The sequence below is a fragment of the Micromonospora sp. IBHARD003 genome, assembly GCF_056106285.1.
Window position 1 is genome coordinate 3,423,110 of record NZ_JBWBBX010000001.1, and the last position, 15,553, is coordinate 3,438,662.

Annotated in this window: 16 protein-coding genes and 1 tRNA gene; 12 read left to right on the top strand and 5 right to left on the bottom strand. The window is 70.7% G+C overall.

Going from position 1 to position 15,553, the window contains the following annotated elements:
- Nucleotides 1-101 precede the first annotated feature (101 nt).
- The 7 genes from ACTWOL_RS15170 (at nt 102) to ACTWOL_RS15200 (ending at nt 5,802) form a co-directional block, all read left to right on the top strand.
- Nucleotides 102-1,412, top strand: a complete 1,311-nt coding sequence (locus ACTWOL_RS15170; RefSeq protein ID WP_474297226.1) for a type III PLP-dependent enzyme domain-containing protein — start codon at nt 102-104, stop codon at nt 1,410-1,412.
- Between the two features lie 70 nt (nt 1,413-1,482).
- The gene (locus tag ACTWOL_RS15175) at nt 1,483-1,953 is read left to right on the top strand and encodes an SRPBCC family protein (protein ID WP_474297227.1); all 471 of its coding nucleotides are present in this window, start codon (nt 1,483-1,485) and stop codon (nt 1,951-1,953) included.
- 279 nt (nt 1,954-2,232) lie between these two features.
- Nucleotides 2,233-3,594 carry an APC family permease gene (locus tag ACTWOL_RS15180; protein WP_474297228.1) on the top strand — a complete coding sequence of 454 codons (1,362 nt, stop codon included), beginning with the start codon at nt 2,233-2,235 and terminating at the stop codon, nt 3,592-3,594.
- 171 nt (nt 3,595-3,765) lie between these two features.
- Nucleotides 3,766-4,173, top strand: coding sequence for a roadblock/LC7 domain-containing protein (locus tag ACTWOL_RS15185; RefSeq protein WP_474297229.1), 408 nt, complete (start codon nt 3,766-3,768; stop codon nt 4,171-4,173).
- 11 nt (nt 4,174-4,184) lie between these two features.
- Nucleotides 4,185-4,928 carry an ADAM 12 protein gene (locus tag ACTWOL_RS15190; protein WP_474297231.1) on the top strand — a complete coding sequence of 248 codons (744 nt, stop codon included), beginning with the start codon at nt 4,185-4,187 and terminating at the stop codon, nt 4,926-4,928.
- 38 nt (nt 4,929-4,966) lie between these two features.
- Nucleotides 4,967-5,383 carry a roadblock/LC7 domain-containing protein gene (locus ACTWOL_RS15195; RefSeq protein ID WP_474297232.1) on the top strand — a complete coding sequence of 139 codons (417 nt, stop codon included), beginning with the start codon at nt 4,967-4,969 and terminating at the stop codon, nt 5,381-5,383.
- A gap of 44 nt (nt 5,384-5,427) precedes the next feature.
- Nucleotides 5,428-5,802: a hypothetical protein gene (locus ACTWOL_RS15200; protein WP_474297233.1), complete on the top strand. Its 375-nt coding sequence runs from the start codon at nt 5,428-5,430 to the stop codon at nt 5,800-5,802.
- A gap of 107 nt (nt 5,803-5,909) precedes the next feature.
- Here the strand turns inward: ACTWOL_RS15200 and ACTWOL_RS15205 are convergent, their stop codons facing one another.
- Entirely contained in the window at nt 5,910-6,749 is an 840-nt protein-coding gene (locus ACTWOL_RS15205) for a MurR/RpiR family transcriptional regulator (protein WP_474297234.1), read from the bottom strand.
- 253 nt (nt 6,750-7,002) lie between these two features.
- Between ACTWOL_RS15205 and ACTWOL_RS15210 the strand changes: the two genes are divergently transcribed.
- Complete coding sequence (locus ACTWOL_RS15210; protein ID WP_474297235.1) at nt 7,003-7,425, top strand: hypothetical protein; 423 nt, start codon at nt 7,003-7,005, stop codon at nt 7,423-7,425.
- A 410-nt stretch (nt 7,426-7,835) separates the two neighbouring features.
- On the opposite strand, the gene ACTWOL_RS15215 is transcribed toward ACTWOL_RS15210, so the two are convergent.
- Entirely contained in the window at nt 7,836-9,233 is a 1,398-nt protein-coding gene (locus ACTWOL_RS15215) for a cystathionine beta-synthase (protein ID WP_474297236.1), read from the bottom strand.
- 136 nt (nt 9,234-9,369) lie between these two features.
- On the opposite strand from ACTWOL_RS15215, the gene ACTWOL_RS15220 reads away from it, so the two are divergent.
- The 3 genes from ACTWOL_RS15220 (at nt 9,370) to ACTWOL_RS15230 (ending at nt 12,970) form a co-directional block, all read left to right on the top strand.
- Complete coding sequence (locus ACTWOL_RS15220) at nt 9,370-10,407, top strand: SGNH/GDSL hydrolase family protein (protein ID WP_474297237.1); 1,038 nt, start codon at nt 9,370-9,372, stop codon at nt 10,405-10,407.
- Nucleotides 10,408-10,604: 197 nt separating this feature from the next.
- On the top strand, nt 10,605-11,825 hold the full coding sequence (locus ACTWOL_RS15225) for an acetyl-CoA C-acetyltransferase (protein WP_474297238.1): 1,221 nt from the start codon (nt 10,605-10,607) through the stop codon (nt 11,823-11,825).
- Between the two features lie 296 nt (nt 11,826-12,121).
- On the top strand, nt 12,122-12,970 hold the full coding sequence (locus ACTWOL_RS15230) for a hypothetical protein (protein WP_474297239.1): 849 nt from the start codon (nt 12,122-12,124) through the stop codon (nt 12,968-12,970).
- Nucleotides 12,971-13,136: 166 nt separating this feature from the next.
- Here ACTWOL_RS15230 and ACTWOL_RS15235 read toward each other — a convergent pair whose 3' ends face one another.
- Nucleotides 13,137-13,469, bottom strand: coding sequence for a hypothetical protein (locus ACTWOL_RS15235; protein WP_474297240.1), 333 nt, complete (start codon nt 13,467-13,469; stop codon nt 13,137-13,139).
- Between the two features lie 99 nt (nt 13,470-13,568).
- Here ACTWOL_RS15235 and ACTWOL_RS15240 point away from each other — a divergent pair, with 99 nt between their 5' ends.
- Nucleotides 13,569-13,799 carry a DUF4287 domain-containing protein gene (locus tag ACTWOL_RS15240; RefSeq protein ID WP_351227871.1) on the top strand — a complete coding sequence of 77 codons (231 nt, stop codon included), beginning with the start codon at nt 13,569-13,571 and terminating at the stop codon, nt 13,797-13,799.
- 164 nt (nt 13,800-13,963) lie between these two features.
- On the opposite strand, the gene ACTWOL_RS15245 is transcribed toward ACTWOL_RS15240, so the two are convergent.
- A complete protein-coding gene (locus ACTWOL_RS15245; RefSeq protein WP_474297241.1) occupies nt 13,964-14,848 on the bottom strand; it encodes a Bax inhibitor-1/YccA family protein in 885 nt (294 codons plus the stop codon).
- A gap of 611 nt (nt 14,849-15,459) precedes the next feature.
- A tRNA-Leu gene (locus ACTWOL_RS15250) sits at nt 15,460-15,541 on the bottom strand.
- Between the last annotated feature and the right edge of the window lie 12 nt (nt 15,542-15,553).

A 15,553-nucleotide genomic window follows, 5' to 3' on the forward strand; every position in this document is an offset into this window, starting at 1 on the left:
AGGCCTCCTCGCGACGTTAACTCTTCTATTCACATCATCGCGTGCTGAATAATTTCAGTCAACCACTGCGCGGGCCCCGGTCCGGTGTTTGGCTGGACACCATGACGTCAGACCGTCGCGATCAGGCCGTGCGGGCCGCCGTGGAACAGGGACTGCTGGGCGGCGCCGAGCCCCTCGTCGCCCTGCTGGACGTCGCCGGGGTCCGCTCTGCCGCCGTCTCGCTCACCGCTGCGTTCCGGCAGGTCACGGATGCTCCGGTGCTGCATGCCTTCGCGGTGAAGGCCGCCCCGCTGGTGGCCGTGCTGCGGCTGCTGGGCGACGAGGGTCTGGGGGCCGAGGTCGCGAGCCCCGGCGAGCTGGCACTGGCCCGTGCCGCCGGCGTACCGCCCGGCAGGACCGTGCTGGATTCCCCGGCCAAGACGGCCGCGGAGCTGCGCGCGGCCCTGGAGCTCGGCATCGCCGTCAACGCCGACAACGCCCAGGAACTCGACCGGATCGAGGCCCTCGTCGGCACGGACCTGCCCGCATCACCACTGGGGCTGCGGGTGAACGCGCAGATCGGGGCCGGTGCCATCGGGGCACTCTCGACCGCCACCCCGACCTCGAAGTTCGGTGTGGGGCTGCGCGACGAAGGAGCCCGCGCCTGGATCGTCCGGACCTTCCTGGAACGACCCTGGCTGACCCGGCTGCACACCCACTCGGGCTCCCAGGGCCTTCCGCTCGGTCTGATGGCCGAGGGCGTACGGGCCGTGTACGAGCTCGCCGAGGAGATCAACGCGGCCGCGGGGCGCCCGCAGGTCGACACCGTGGACATCGGCGGCGGGCTCCCCGTCAACTTCGCCTCCGACGAGGAGACGCCCTCCTTCGCCGACTACGCCCGCCTTCTGGAGCGCGAGGTCCCCGGGCTGTTCGACGGGCGGTACGGGCTGGTGACGGAGTTCGGGCGGTCGCTCACCGCCAAGCACGGCTTGGTGCTCGCACGGGTCGAGTACACCAAGCGGACCGGGGGCCGGCCCATCGCGGTGACCCACGCGGGCGCCCAGGTGGCGGCCAGGACCGTGTACGCGCCCGGCTCCTGGCCGGTGCGCATCGCCGCGTACGACGCCGAGGGGCGCCCCAGGTCCGGGCCGGACGTCGTGCAGGACATCGCCGGTCCGGCCTGCTTCGCGGGCGACCTGCTCGCGACGACGCGGGCCCTGCCGTCGCTGGAACAGGGCGACGTGGTGGCGGTGCTCGACACCGGCGCGTACTACTTCACCAGCCATTACGCGTACAACAGTCTGGCCCGGCCGGCCGTGTACGGCTTCCACACCGGACCCGGCGGCACCCGGTTCACGGTCGTGCGCGACGCGCAGACCACGGAAGAAGTCGTGGCGGATTCCGGCGGGGCGCACCCGGACGCACTGCTGTAGCGGGGGCGCGGCACGGCGGGCAGGGGGCAGCGAGGGGCGGCTGTCGGACCCGGGTGGTTCCATGGGATCCATGACCAGCCGAAGCGTCGTCGTCGAGCACCGGATCGCCGCACCCGCCGACCGCGTGTGGGAGGCCATGACCGACCTGCGCGACATGGCGCGCGTGCTCAGCGGGGTGGAGAAGGTCGAGGTCCTCACCGAAGGACCCTTCCGCGTGGGCACCCGGTGGCGGGAGACCCGGCGGATGCTGGGCAAGGAGGCCACCGAGGAGATGTACGTGACGGCGAGCGAGCCGCCCGAGCGCTATGTCGTGGAGGCGGACTCCCAGGGCGCCCACTACGTCTCGGAGTTCGTGCTGCAGCCGCTCGGGCCCGAGACCACGGTGGTGCGGATGACGTTCGGCGCCGAGCCGCCCGGCGGAGTGATGGGGCTGATCGCCAAGGTCCTCGGCCCTCTGGGCGCGCGGGCCGTCGGCAAGGCGATCGCGAGGGACCTCGCCGACATCGCCGCCGAAGTGGAGGGCCGCGGCGTGGGCGGCTGACCGCCCCGCTCCCCGGCCCCTGCCCCCCTTCGGCTCCTTTGGCCCGTTCGGCCCCTGCCCCCCTCGGCTCCGGCCTCGTTCACGGACGCCCCGAGCACACCGCGCGCCTCATGTACCCCGTATCGGCCGACGGTCCCCCGTAAGGATCACCCGCCCCTTCCATCCGCATCACCCCCGTCAGCCCGGGAAGAAGCACTCCCACCGGCGCACAGAGCCGTACGGCAGGACGGGACAGGGACCCGGAAGGGACCCGACCGGACGGGACGGGAAAGGGATCCGATGGCCGCATCCGCTTCCATGGAAGCACCGGAAGAGCAGCAGCAGCCGTCACTCAAGAGGGCCATCGGCCCGAAGCTGCTGATCCTCTTCGTGATCGGCGACATCCTGGGCACGGGGATCTACGCCACGACCGGCAAGGTCGCGGGGAAGATCGGCGGTGCGCTGTGGGTGCCGTTCGTGATCGGCTTCGCAGTCGCGATCATGACCGCCGCGTCGTACGTCGAACTGGTCGGCAAGTACCCGAAGGCCGCCGGGGCCGCGCTGTACACCCAGAGGGCGTTCAGGCTCCCCTTCTTCACCTTCATCATCGCCTTCATGGTGATGTGCTCGGGGCTGTCGTCGGCGAGCGCGGCGGCCCGCGCGTTCAGCGGGGACTACTTCCAGGAGTTCACCACCGCCGTCCCGCCCACCCTCATCGCGATCCTGTTCATCCTCGCCCTGGCCGCGCTGGCGCTGCGCGGGGTCTCGGAGTCGGTGAAGACCAATGTGGTGCTGACCATCGTGGAGCTCACGGGCCTGGTCGTGATCCTCGCGATCGGCGCCTGGGCGGTGGCGACCGGCGGCGGGGAGCCGTCCCGGCTGGGCGAGTTCGAGGCGTCCGGGACCGGGTTCGCGCTGCTGACGAGCGTGCTCGGCGCCACGGCCCTCGGCTTCTTCGCCTTCGTGGGCTTCGAGGACTCGGTCAACATGGCGGAGGAGACCAAGGATCCGGTGCGCACCTTCCCCCGTGCGATCTTCACCGGTGTCGCCGTGACGGGCACGGTCTATGTACTGGTCGCGCTGGTCTCGTCGCTGCTGGTCGACTACCGGGTGCTGGAGAGGTCGAGCGGACCGCTACTGGAGGTCGTCAAGGCGGGCGGGGTCGCCTTCCCGCCGAAGCTCTTCGCCCTGATCGCGCTGTTCGCGGTCACCAACTCCGCGCTGATCAACATCATGATGGCCTCGCGGCTCTGCTACGGACTGGCCAACGAGAAGGTCCTGCCGCGCGGCATGGGCAAGGTCCTGCCCAAGCGCCGCACCCCCGTCACGGGCATCGTCTTCGTGACCCTGATCGCCATCGGACTGGTGTCGACGGGCGAGATCGAGGGCCTCGGCGACACCACGGCGTTCCTGCTCCTCTGTGTCTTCGCGGTGGTGAACGTGGCGGTCCTCGTGCTGCGCAGGGACCCCGTCGACCACGACCACTTCCGTACCCCGACGGCTCTGCCGGTGCTCGGGGCGATCGCGTCGGTCATCCTCGCCAGTCCGCTGTCCGACCGGGCCGCCGAGGTCTATATCCGGGCGGGGACGCTGATCGGCATCGGCATCCTGCTGTGGGTCGTCAACAGGGTGTGGATGAAGGTCCGCCACGAGGACGGGTGAACGGGGGCCCGGGAAGAGTCCCCGGGGTCGAGTCCGGCGGACCCTAGCGGATCCGATGCATGTTCCGACGGAAAATGCCAGAAGTTCTACCAGGCACCACTCCGTTGCGTAACCTCCCGACTACGGACGTACGTCCGAGCCGTTCGCACACGTGCTGGAGGGGATTTCCGCGTGCCCGGAATCGACGAGTGTCTGCTCCACGCCATGCGGCTGCCCGGAGTACGCGGCGCGGCGCTGGTCGACTGGACCAGTGGACTCGCCCTCGGCACCGTGGGGGACGCGGCGGGCGCCGACCACGAGACGGCGGCCACCGAGACCGCCGAGCTGGCCCGGATGGCGGCCGAGCACCCCACCTTCGCACCGGCGGCCGACGAGGAGGGGCGGCAGGGCTCCACGAAGACGCCGCCCGTAGAGGACCTGGTCGTCACCACCCGTACGTGTTACCACGTTCTGCGCTTCGTGGAGACGAGCTTTGACAGCAGTGTGCTTCTCCATCTATGGCTCGACCGCGCCGAGGGCAATCTCGCCCTGGCCCGGTTGCGGATGCGGGAACTGACCGAGCGGCTGGTGCTGGAGTGACCGTAACCCCGATGCTGCTGAGACTCGCCTCGGAGCGGGCGACCGGCGCGCTGTTACGCGACCGCGGGACGCTCTACCTCGTCGACGGCCAGGTGGTGCACGCGGAGAGTCCCGCCGCCCCCGGCATAGAGATCCTGCTGACCGCCGCCGGCCGGCTCCGGGCCGACGGCTGGACGGAGGCCCTGCGCGAGGCCGGAGCGGTGGGCAGGGTGGGACGCTATCTCGTCGACACCGGCCGGCTCTCCGGGGGCGAGCTGGAGATCTGCCACCTCGAAGCGCTGTACGACGCCGCGTTCTTCGCCCTCGCCCCGAGCAACAGCCCCTCCCGCTTCCGCTACGGGGTCGCCCACTGGATAGGACCCGTACGGCCGGTGGCCGCCGAGGCCGTGGAACGGGAGACGCAGCGGCGCCGAGTGCTGCTCGACCGGTTGTGGGCGCACCCCGAGACGGACACCGCGCCCGTGGTGCGCACCCGGCGGCCGTCACGGATCAGAGCCGCCCCGCGCCAGAGAGCCGTGCTCGACCTGGCGGACGGCGTGAGGACCCCGGCCGATATCGCCCGGGCTCTCGGCCGCCCCGCCTTCCACACGCTGATCGACGTCCGCCGGCTGGCCGCTGCCGGGCTCGTCGAGACCCCGGGCAGCTCCGCGCCGCCCCTACCGCCCCCCGATGTCACCCGCGCCATGGCGATGTCCGCGGATCCCGACATCGCCCTGCTCCGCCGACTCCGTGACGCCCTGGAGGCAACGCTGTGATGCGCACGCTGAGGCAGCGCGCCGAGAGGAGACAGCTGATGACCGCGAGCCCCGGCGTCGTCGACGAACTCAACCGGCTGCGAAGCCGGCTCCCCCAGCTCACCGGCGCCCTCGCGGCCAGCGTGGACGGCCTGGTGCTTGCCCGGGACACCCCGGACGCGGAGGCGGAAACCGTCGCCGCGCTCACGGCGGCGGCCCTGGGCGTGTCCGTGCGTCTGACCGAAGCCACCGGCCAGGGCGGATTCCGCGAACTGCTCGTACGCGGCGAACGCGGATACGTCGCGACGTACGCGGCGGGATCCGCGGCGGTGCTCACCGTCACCGCGGAGCCGCGCGTCAACGTCGGGCGACTGCACCTCGAAGCCCGCAGGACCGGGGCGCGCATAGGCGAACTCGTCGACGGCGCTCTCGACCGTCTCGACCCCAGCACCACGAATACCGCACCACTCAAATGAGTCCATCGAGATCGAACCCACCGAGAACGAAAGGCACCACCACCATGGCCAACACCGAAACGACGCTCAAGGAAGCGATGTCCACCATCGAGGGCATCGTCGGCGTCGCCCTCGTCGACTACACCAGTGGTATGGCGCTCGGCACCCTGGGAGGCGGCAAGCAGCTGGACCTGAACGTGGCGGCGGCCGGAAACACCGATGTGGTGCGGGCCAAGCTGCGCGCCATGGAGATGCTGGGCCTGCAGGACGAGATCGAGGACATCCTCATCTCCCTGGGGTCCCAGTACCACCTGATCCGGCTCCTCAAGGCGCGCGGCGGCAACGGGCTGTTCCTGTACCTGGCGCTGGACAACAAGCGTGCCAACCTGGCGATGGCCCGTCATCAGCTGCGGAAGATCGAGGCGGATCTGGAGGTCTGACCCCCCGCCGGTTCACCGGCCGCCGCACCATCGGATCAGCGACGCCGTGCCCCACCGGGCGCGGCGTCGCCGGCTGCCGGGCCGGTCGTACAGCGGCACATACCCGGTTATTCGGCGAACAGACCGCGCTCGGCCGCCCGCGCGTCGAACTCCTCCAGCCGTGCCTGAGCGTCCGGCAGGTCGTCACACATCGCCTCCAGCAGCACCCGCCCCAGCAGCATCGGTGCGCAGGCCGTGTCGAAGGCGAGGCCCGTGCCGACCGCCGCCGGGATCAGCAGATCGCTGTGGGCGCCGACCGGGGCGAAGGCGGAATCGGCGACCGTCACCACGGTCAGCCCCGAGGCGCGCGCATAGGCCAGGGCCTCGACGACCTCCTTCGGATGGCGCGGCAGGGCGAAGCAGAGCAGCGCGCTCGCACCGGAGCGCCGGGCGCCGTCGATGCGGTCGGCGACCATCGTGCCGCCCTCGTCGATGAGGCGTACGTCCGGATGCACCTTGGCCGCGAAGTACGCGAAGCCGCGCGCCTGCGAGGAGGCGGCCCGCAGACCGAGGACCGGGAGCGGGCGGGAGGCGGCGAGCAGCCGGCCGGCCTGCTCGACGGGGGCGGGGTCGGCGAGCATCTCGGCCAGGTGCCGCAGATTCTCGATCTCCGCCTGGACGGCCTGCTGGTACTCGTTGAACTCGTCCTTGCCGGCGGCCGGTTCGACGGGCGCGACCTCACGCAGATGACGGCGCAGTGCCGGGTAGCCGTCGAAGCCGAGTGCGACGGCGAAACGGGTGACGGAGGGCTGGCTCACACCGGCGAGCTCGGCCAGCTCGACGCTGGACAGAAACGCCACGTCCCCCGCGCGGCGCACCATGCAGTGGGCGATGCGGCGCTGGGTGGGGGTGAGCCTCTGCCCCTCGAAGAGTTGCTGCAGTCGTGCGGCAGGGCTGGTGTCGCTCATGCCGTCCCCCTCCTCAGAGCACCGACCATCCATTCAGTTCCATAGAACTCTGCATGAGCGTATGCAGCCAGAGCAAGGCGACCGGGGAGTGCCAGGAGCGGGCACCCGGCTCCCGGCCGGGATCACGGCCGGGACCGGGGCCGGACCGAGCCCGGACCAGGACATGAAGCGAGCCGGACGGGGGCCGGTCGGGGTGCGAAACGGGGGGCTGGCCCCACTGACACAGCCGCCCCCGCTCCTTAGCGTGGGCGGCATGGAAGCCCGCGACCACGAGCTCGCCAAGGAGCTCGACGCCACCCTCCACGCCCGCCGCGAGCTGGGTACGGAGTACGAGTCCGCGCTGATCGAGTCGTTCCTGGACAAGGTCGAGCAGCGCATGGACGCCACGATCGACCGCCGCGTCCGCCGCCACCTCGCCGAGCAGCAGATGGCCACCGTCCGGGAGGGACGTCCCGCACGGTCCGGTCAGGCTCCCGGGGTGAACTTCGCCGAGCGTTTCGGCTTCGGGATCATCTCCCTGATCCTCGCCGTGCCCCTGTCGGCCATCGCCACGTCGCAGTCCGGTCTGGCGGGCCTGCTGGTCGCCTGGACGGGCATCGTGGGGGTCAACGCGCTGCACGCGCTGCGCGACCGCCTGCCCACCGACGGTCGCGGGAAGTCCGGCTGGGAGGACTGAGGGCCGCCGCCCCCGGTCTGCCCGTCCATGGTTCGGGCCGCGGGGCTCCGGCCGGATGACGGGTTCTCACAAACGGTACGAGCGCGACACGTTGGCGCAGCACGCGCTTAACACGCGTCCGACACAGTAGTCCGTGTCGGCGTCAAGGACCTCCGGAGCGGCTCCCGGGCCTCCATGGACGCCGGGCGCGGAGTCGGCCCTGACACCGGGACCGTGCCCCTCGCGGGGACCGCCGTCGTCCCGCCCCCCGATTTGGGGGTGCGGCGGTCCCCGCGCTCACTTCCCTGCGCTTCCCTGTGCTTCTCGCACTTCTCTGCGATTCTCAGCCCTTTCGGCGCTTTCGGCGCTTTCGGCGCTTGTGGCGCTTGTGGCGCCCAGGCGCTCGCGGTCCTGCGAGAGGACGACGAGGACTACTTGGCGCCTTCCGCGGCGAGGAACGACAGCAGGTCCTGCCGGCTGACCACACCGGTCGGCTTGCCCTCGACGAGCACGATCGCCGCGTCCGCGACGCCGAGCACGGCCATCAGGTCGCCGACCGGCTCACCGGAACCGACCTGCGGCAGCGGAGCGCTCATGTGCTTCTCCAGCGGGTCGTTCAGCGACGCCCGCTGGGTGAACAGCGCGTCCAGCAGCTCCCGCTCCACGACCGAGCCGATGACCTCGGCGGCCATGACGTCCGGGTGTCCGGCGCCCGGCTTGACGATCGGCATCTGCGAGACGCCGTACTCCCGCAGCACCTCGATGGCCTGGCCGACCGTCTCCTCGGGGTGCATGTGCACCAGCGAGGGGAGGAGTCCGCCTTCCTTGCGCTGCAGCACATCGCCGACCAGCGGCTCGTCGCCTGCCTGCTCGAGGAAGCCGTAGTCGTTCATCCACTCGTCGTTGAAGATCTTCGAGAGGTAGCCACGGCCGCTGTCCGGGAGCAGCACGACCACGACGTCGTCCGGGCCGAGTCCCTCGGCCGCGCGAAGCGCCGCGACGACCGCCATCCCGCAGGAGCCGCCGACCAGCAGGCCCTCCTCCTTGGCGAGGCGGCGGGTCATCTGGAAGGCGTCCTTGTCGGACACGGCGATGATCTCGTCGGTGACGTTCGGGTCGTAGGCGGTGGGCCAGAAGTCCTCACCGACGCCCTCGATCAGATACGGCCGGCCGGAACCGCCGGAGTACACGGACCCCTCGGGGTCCGCGCCGATGACGCGCACCTTCCCGTCACTGGCCTCCTTCAGATAGCGGCCGGTGCCGGAGATGGTGCCGCCGGTGCCCACACCCGCGACGAAATGGGTGATTTTCCCCTCAGTCTGTTCCCACAGTTCGGGACCGGTCGTCTCGTAGTGCGAGCGCGGGTTGTTGGGGTTGGAGTACTGGTCGGGCTTCCAGGCACCGGGCGTCTCACGGACCAGCCGGTCGGAGACGTTGTAGTAAGAGTCCGGGTGCTCAGGGTCGACCGCCGTCGGGCAGACGACGACCTCGGCCCCGTACGCGCGCAGCACGTTGATCTTGTCCGTGGACACCTTGTCAGGGCAGACGAAGATGCACTTGTAGCCCTTCTGCTGGGCCACGATGGCCAGCCCGACACCGGTATTTCCGCTGGTGGGCTCGACGATGGTGCCGCCCGGCTTGAGTTCGCCGCTCTGCTCGGCGGCCTCGATCATGCGCACGGCGATGCGGTCCTTCACCGACCCGCCGGGGTTGAAGTACTCGACCTTGGCGAGCACCGTCGCCTGAATGCCCGCGGTCACGCTGTTGAGCTTCACCAGCGGGGTATTGCCAACCAGACTGATCATCGAGTCGTGGAATTGCACCGTCATGTCTCCGGGATCTCCGTAGTGGTTCCGCCAGCGTATGCGTATCGCGGCGAGATTGGGCGACGGTCGTTACGGGGCAGTTAGCTCTTGTGCGACAGCACGGATACCGGCAGTACGGCTACGCGGAGGTGGCGCGGAGGTGGCGGGGACTGTGTCGAGGGCGAGGGTGGCGCGGCGTATCGCGGCGGGCGCGGCCTACGGCGGCGGCGGGATCGGGCTGCTCGGCGTCGCGGCGGTGGGTCTGGTGCTGGCCGAGGTGCAGTTGGCGAAACGGTCGGTGAACGGCGGCACGGCGCCGCTTCCTCCGGCCCCGGACGGGACGTACGGCACGGCGTACGGCCCGTCCGATCCGCTGCGGCTCGTCCTGCTGGGCGATTCGACGGCCGTGGGCCAGGGCGTGCGCCGCGCCGGGCAGACGCCGGGCGCGCTGCTGGCGTCCGGGCTGGCGGCGGTGGCCGAGCGTCCGGTGGAGCTGCGGATCGTGGCGGAGCCAGGGGCCAGGTCGGACGATCTGGAACGGCAGGCCGGTCTGGCGCTGCAGGATCCGGGCAGGGTCGCGGATGTGTGCGTGATCATGATCGGCGCGAACGACGTCACCCAGCACATTCCGCCGACGCAGTCGGTGCGCTGCCTGGCGGCGGCGGTACGGCGGCTGCGTACGGCGGGCGCGGAGGTGGTGGTGGGCACCTGCCCCGATCTCGGCACGATCGAGCCGGTGTACCAGCCGCTGCGTTTCCTGGCCCGCCGGGCCTCCCGGCAACTCGCCGCCGCGCAGACGATCGTGGTGGTGGAGCAGGGCGGCCGGACGGTCTCGCTCGGCGATCTGCTGGGTCCGGAGTTCGCGGCGAATCCGCGCGAGCTCTTCGGCCCCGACAACTACCACCCTTCCGCGGAGGGCTATGCGACGGCGGCGATGGCCGTGCTGCCGACCCTCTGCGCGGTCCTCGGCCTCTGGCCGGAGACGGACCGTCTGGACGCCGACCGGCACGAGGGGATGCTGCCGGTCGCCAAGGCGGCGGCGGAGGCGGCGAGCGAGGCGGGCACCGAGGTCACGGGCGCCCGGGCGCCCTGGGCGCTGCTCAAGCACCGCAGGCGGCGCCGGCTGCCGGCCCCGGTCGCGGGGGAGCCAACGGCTTCCCCGGCGGGCCGCCCGGCGGAGGTGCACGGTTCGGACTGAGCGGTGCCAGGGCCCGGAGTGGAGAACGACGGGCCCCCCGGTCCCGGCACCCGCAGCCGCGCAGGGCGCTCAGCAGGGGCGTAAGCGAGCGCTTAGAAAAGAGGTCCTCATCACACGGTCCGCACGGTGACCTGCGCGATACGTAGGGGTAATTTCCCAGAGAGTCCCCATGACCGCCGCATTCCTCTGGAGCCGTGATGCCCGAAGCCGTGATCGTCTCTGCCGCCCGCTCCCCCATCGGCCGAGCCTTCAAGGGCTCGCTGAAGGACCTGCGCCCGGACGACCTCACCGCGACCATCGTCCAGGCTGCGCTGGCCAAGGTCCCCGAACTGGACCCGAAGGACATCGACGACCTGATGCTGGGCTGCGGTCTCCCCGGCGGCGAGCAGGGGCACAACCTGGGCCGGATCGTGGCCGTGCAGATGGGGATGGACCACCTCCCGGGCTGCACCATCACCCGCTACTGCTCGTCCTCGCTCCAGACCTCCCGGATGGCGCTGCACGCCATCAAGGCCGGCGAGGGCGACGTCTTCATCTCGGCCGGTGTCGAGATGGTGTCCCGCTCCGTGAAGGGCTCCTCCGACGGTCTGCCCGACACGCACAACCCGCTGTTCGCCGAGGCCGAGGCCCGTACCGCCGCCGTCGCCGCGAGCGAGGGCTCGAGCTGGCACGACCCGCGCGAGGACGGTCTGGTCCCGGACGCGTACATCGCCATGGGCCAGACCGCCGAGAACCTCGCCCGGCTCAAGGGCGTCACCCGCCAGGACATGGACGAGTTCGGCGTACGGTCGCAGAACCTCGCCGAAGAGGCCATCAAGAAGGGCTTCTGGGAGCGCGAGATCACCCCGGTGACGCTCCCGGACGGAACGGTCGTCAGCAAGGACGACGGCCCGCGCGCGGGCGTGAGCATGGAGGGCGTCCAGGGCCTCAAGCCGGTCTTCCGCCCCGACGGCCTGGTCACCGCGGGCAACTGCTGCCCGCTCAACGACGGCGCCGCGGCTCTCGTGATCATGTCCGACACCAAGGCGCGGGAGCTGGGACTGACCCCGCTGGCGCGGATCGTCTCCACCGGTGTCTCCGGCCTCTCCCCCGAGATCATGGGCTACGGACCGGTCGAGGCCTCCAAGCAGGCGCTGAAGCGCGCGGGGCTGACCGTCGGCGACATCGACCTGTTCGAGATCAACGAGGCCTTCGCGGCCCAGGTCATCCCGTCCTACCGGGACCTGGACATTCCGCTGGACAAGCTGAACGTCAACGGCGGTGCGATCGCCGTCGGCCACCCGTTCGGCATGACCGGCGCCCGCATCACGGGCACCCTGATCAACGGCCTGCAGTTCCACGACAAGCAGTTCGGTCTGGAGACGATGTGCGTGGGCGGCGGCCAGGGCATGGCCATGGTGATCGAGCGCCTCAGCTGATCGCGGACGGGGAGCCGGGGCGCTGACCTGCCGGATCGAACGCCCCCTCTCCCTCCGAAAGGGCTTTCCCAATCCCCTCGCGTCCCAGCCGTGACCTAATCTCCCCCAGGATGTGACCTACCTCCTGGGGGAGATGCATTTGGCCAGGTCAGGCAGGCTCCTATGAGCAGGATCCACGCTCAATCCCTGTCCGCCTGGTCCAATTCGTGACGTATTGCACTGACACAGGCCATCAGCTCACGACAAGCTGATGTAGTAAGTCGGTCGGGGAACCCTCTGAATCCGGGAGTACGTCAGTGAGCGCCATGTCCCTCGCCCTCATGCTGACCGCGGCATCCGCCACGGCCGTGGGCACCGCCGCCCTGTACGCCGCTCACGGGCTGCGCAAACAGGTCACGGCCCTGCGTACCGAACTGGCTGCCGTGCACGGCAGCGGTCCCGGCCGGTCCGCCGCGGTGCCGCAGGCCCGCACCGCCCCCGCCGACGAGATACGCGCCGCCGTCGCCGAGGCCCTGGCCGAGGAGCGCGAGCGCGAGCTGGCGGAGGCGCGCGCCTTCTGGGCCGCGCAGGAGGCCCGCGACGCCGCCGAAGCCCCGACGGTGCTCGGTGGGTGCGGCGGCCTCGGAGAGGACGTCCCCCCGCTGTTCATCCCGCGCCAGGCCGACTTCGCCGGGCTCGAGGCGATGAACCTCGAGGCGGTCGAGGCGCTCGACGGCCTCGCCGAACTTCCCGGGTTCGGGGAACCCCCTGCCGAGTTCGCCGAGGACTCCCCCGAACTCGCCGCCGCCCGCCGCAGGCACCCCTCGCACCCCGACTTCGTGCCGGTCCAGACCCCGGTGGTCACCGATCACGAACGCACCGTGGCCCGCCTCGAGGAGCTCGCCGAGACCGGCACCGCCCTCGCCGACGTACGCCCGGGACCGCTCGGCACCCTCGATGTGTACGTCTTCGCGGACGGCACGACGCTCTGCATCACCCCCGGCCACCGGGAGACGGCGGAGCGGCTGGCCGATGCGCTGCGCAGCGGACGGACGCCGTTCCTGCTGGGCGGCTCCGGTGTCTCGGGCGCCTACGCCCTGACCTTCTCCTGCGGCTCCGACGAGAGCGTCTACATCCTCGCGGACCGCGTCATCGCATCCCTCTGATCCTGATCCGGCCGCCGCGGCCACCGGTGCCGCGGCCCTCCGCACCCCCACGGGACCCCCGCAGCCGTGACGGCGCCGCCTCGACGCGGCGCCGGTTTTCTCGGTGCCGGCCGTTTTCTCGGTGCCGGCCGTTTTCTCGGTGCCGGCCGTTTTCTCGCTACCGGACCTAGAGCAGCGCCCGCAGGCGCACCCCCGACTCCTCCACACAGCGCACGGCCTCGTCCAGCTGCTGCTGCGACGTCGTCGTCGTCGTACGCAAGGACTCGGCCAGATCCGTGCCCGCCACCACCAGTTGGTCGGCGACGGCGAACAGGCCCGCGTCGGGCATGATCATCGGCGGTTCGTCCGGGGCCTCGATCCGCTGGGCCCGCAGTGCCAACTCCCTGGCCAGCGCCAGCCCTTCGGCCGCCGCACCGCGTTGCAGCCGGCTCTGCGGGGCGGCGCGCAGCCGGTCGGCGATCCGCTCCACGGCGGCGGTCAGAGGTGTCGTATCCAGCACAACGCGACCCTATGCGCCGGTGCAGCACTGTTGCCAATGGGCGAACACTCAGGCACGGTGACGTGAAGGACCACACGCGCAAAGCGTCCGGAGGCGCCGATGTCCCAAGTCTTCTCCGAAGAGACCCACCGCAATCTGCTCTCCCGCATCCCTCACTGCACCGGTCGTGAAGTGGCCGACTGGCTGCGCACCGTGGAGGAAGGCCCTGCGCTCTTCCGCTTCGAGGAGAAGGTCAGCTGGCTCCGCGGCGAGCACAATCTCGCCTACGGGCACGCGAAAGCGATCATCCACGAGTACGACCTGAGGCGCGCGGCGCGCAAGCTGCTCTAGTGCCGCGTCCGGGCGTCCGGACACGATCGTCCGGACCGGATCCGGCGCCCCCGAGCCACGCACCCGGCGACCACAACGAGAAGGGCCCGCCCGGCGTTTGCCGGACGGGCCCTTCGGTTCGCTCATGGACTCCCGCGGGGGGGGCGTCATGCGCGGCGGTCGCGTCAGTCGTCGCCCTGCAGGATCGACAGCAGACGCAGCATCTCCAGGTAGATCCACACCAGGGTCATGGTGAGGCCGAAGGCCGCCAGCCAGGACTCCTCGCGCGGAGCGCCGTAGGTGATGCCGTCCTCGACCTGCTTGAAGTCCAGGGCGAGGAAGCAGGCGCCGAGGATGATGCCGATGACGCCGAAGAGGATGCCGAGGCCGCCGCTGCGGAAGCCGAGGCCGTCACCGCCGCCGATGACGGCGAACAGCAGGTTGACCACCATCAGCAGCATGAAGCCCAGCGCGGCCGCCATCACGAAGCCGTAGAAACGGCGGGTGACGCGGATCCAGCGCATCTTGTACGCGATCAGCACACCGGCGAAGACCGCCATCGTGCCGAGCACGGCCTGGGCGACGACGCCGTTCGCGATGTAGGTGGACACGGCGCTGGAGATCACGCCGAGGAAGACACCCTCGAAGGCCGCGTAGGCCAGGATCAGCGCGGGCGACGCCTTGCGCTTGAACGACTGGACGAGCGCCAGCACGAAGGCGACCAGCGCGGCGCCGACGGCGATGCCGTACGACTTACCGATGTTGGCCGGGTCGACGGGCAGGAGCACCCACGACAGGATCGCGGTGAGCACGACCGTGCCGAGCGTCATGGCGGTGCGCGCCACGACGTCGTCGATCGTCATCACGTTCGTACGGGCGGGCGCCTGCGGCGGGGCACCCAGCTGGGCGTCCGCGGGCGCGTAGGGGTTGGTGGCGTACGGGTTTCCGGTGCCCTGGGCGTACGGGTTTCCGGCGACGGGGCCCCCGGCCTGCGGCGCGGCGTTGAAGCCCGCGTAGCCGTTGTCGCGGCTGAACCCCCGTCGCGAGAAGACCGGGTTGCTGCTCCTCATCTCACTCCTCCATGGCCACCTTGCGCGGCCTTGCCACAAGAGTAATGCGGGGGCAAAGAGGTCCGCCTAGTGCTGAAGGAGGATCTTTCCTGGATCGTAACGAGCCGGTCACCCGTGCGGCCCGCCCGTTCGCCGGCCGCCGAGCCCGCCGCCTGCGGGCGCGCAGCGCCCTCCGCACCCCGGGCATCCTCCACCCCGGGCACCCGCCGCTCCACGAATGGACCCACGGCACTCGAACGTTCGCTCGACGTCAATCCCGGTGACGGCGCGCCATCGGCTCGAGAGGGGGCGCGCCCCTCCGTACCCTCACCTCCGCCCGACCACACGCCAGATATGCCCCACATCGCCCTATATGATCCGGGCCGCGGTCGCCCCCTCACCGGTGACACCGCCGCGCCGATCCCCATTCACCGAGCCCTCACGCCGCCGCCTCCGCTGTAACGCGTGTGACTCCTGAGGCGAAAGGGAATTCATGGGGGCGATGTGAGTTGTGGGGGCGTTGTGAATATTCGCCCTCAACGCGTTAACGGGAGAAACGGACAAGAGGGCGTCAAGTATTAATCATTCAACGATTCTTGACACCACGCGGACCGCTCGAGGGCTGGTGACAGTGCCCGGAGCCGGACTCGAACCGGCACGGCCCGAAGGCCAGCGAGGTTTAAGCTCGCCGTGTCTGCATTCCACCATCCGGGCCTTGCACGCGGC

Bases quoted from the DNA above. Each gene is read 5' to 3' on its own strand.
- ACTWOL_RS15170 (WP_474297226.1), top strand. From the start codon at position 102: ATGACGTCAGACCGTCGCGATCAGGCCGTGCGGGCCGCCGTGGAACAG.
- ACTWOL_RS15175 (WP_474297227.1), top strand. From the start codon at position 1,483: ATGACCAGCCGAAGCGTCGTCGTCGAGCACCGGATCGCCGCACCCGCC.
- ACTWOL_RS15180 (WP_474297228.1), top strand. From the start codon at position 2,233: ATGGCCGCATCCGCTTCCATGGAAGCACCGGAAGAGCAGCAGCAGCCG.
- ACTWOL_RS15190 (WP_474297231.1), top strand. From the start codon at position 4,185: ATGCTGCTGAGACTCGCCTCGGAGCGGGCGACCGGCGCGCTGTTACGC.
- ACTWOL_RS15195 (WP_474297232.1), top strand. From the start codon at position 4,967: ATGACCGCGAGCCCCGGCGTCGTCGACGAACTCAACCGGCTGCGAAGC.
- ACTWOL_RS15200 (WP_474297233.1), top strand. From the start codon at position 5,428: ATGGCCAACACCGAAACGACGCTCAAGGAAGCGATGTCCACCATCGAG.
- ACTWOL_RS15205 (WP_474297234.1), bottom strand. From the start codon at position 6,749: ATGAGCGACACCAGCCCTGCCGCACGACTGCAGCAACTCTTCGAGGGG.
- ACTWOL_RS15210 (WP_474297235.1), top strand. From the start codon at position 7,003: ATGGAAGCCCGCGACCACGAGCTCGCCAAGGAGCTCGACGCCACCCTC.
- ACTWOL_RS15215 (WP_474297236.1), bottom strand. From the start codon at position 9,233: ATGACGGTGCAATTCCACGACTCGATGATCAGTCTGGTTGGCAATACC.
- ACTWOL_RS15225 (WP_474297238.1), top strand. From the start codon at position 10,605: ATGCCCGAAGCCGTGATCGTCTCTGCCGCCCGCTCCCCCATCGGCCGA.
- ACTWOL_RS15240 (WP_351227871.1), top strand. From the start codon at position 13,569: ATGTCCCAAGTCTTCTCCGAAGAGACCCACCGCAATCTGCTCTCCCGC.
- ACTWOL_RS15245 (WP_474297241.1), bottom strand. From the start codon at position 14,848: ATGAGGAGCAGCAACCCGGTCTTCTCGCGACGGGGGTTCAGCCGCGAC.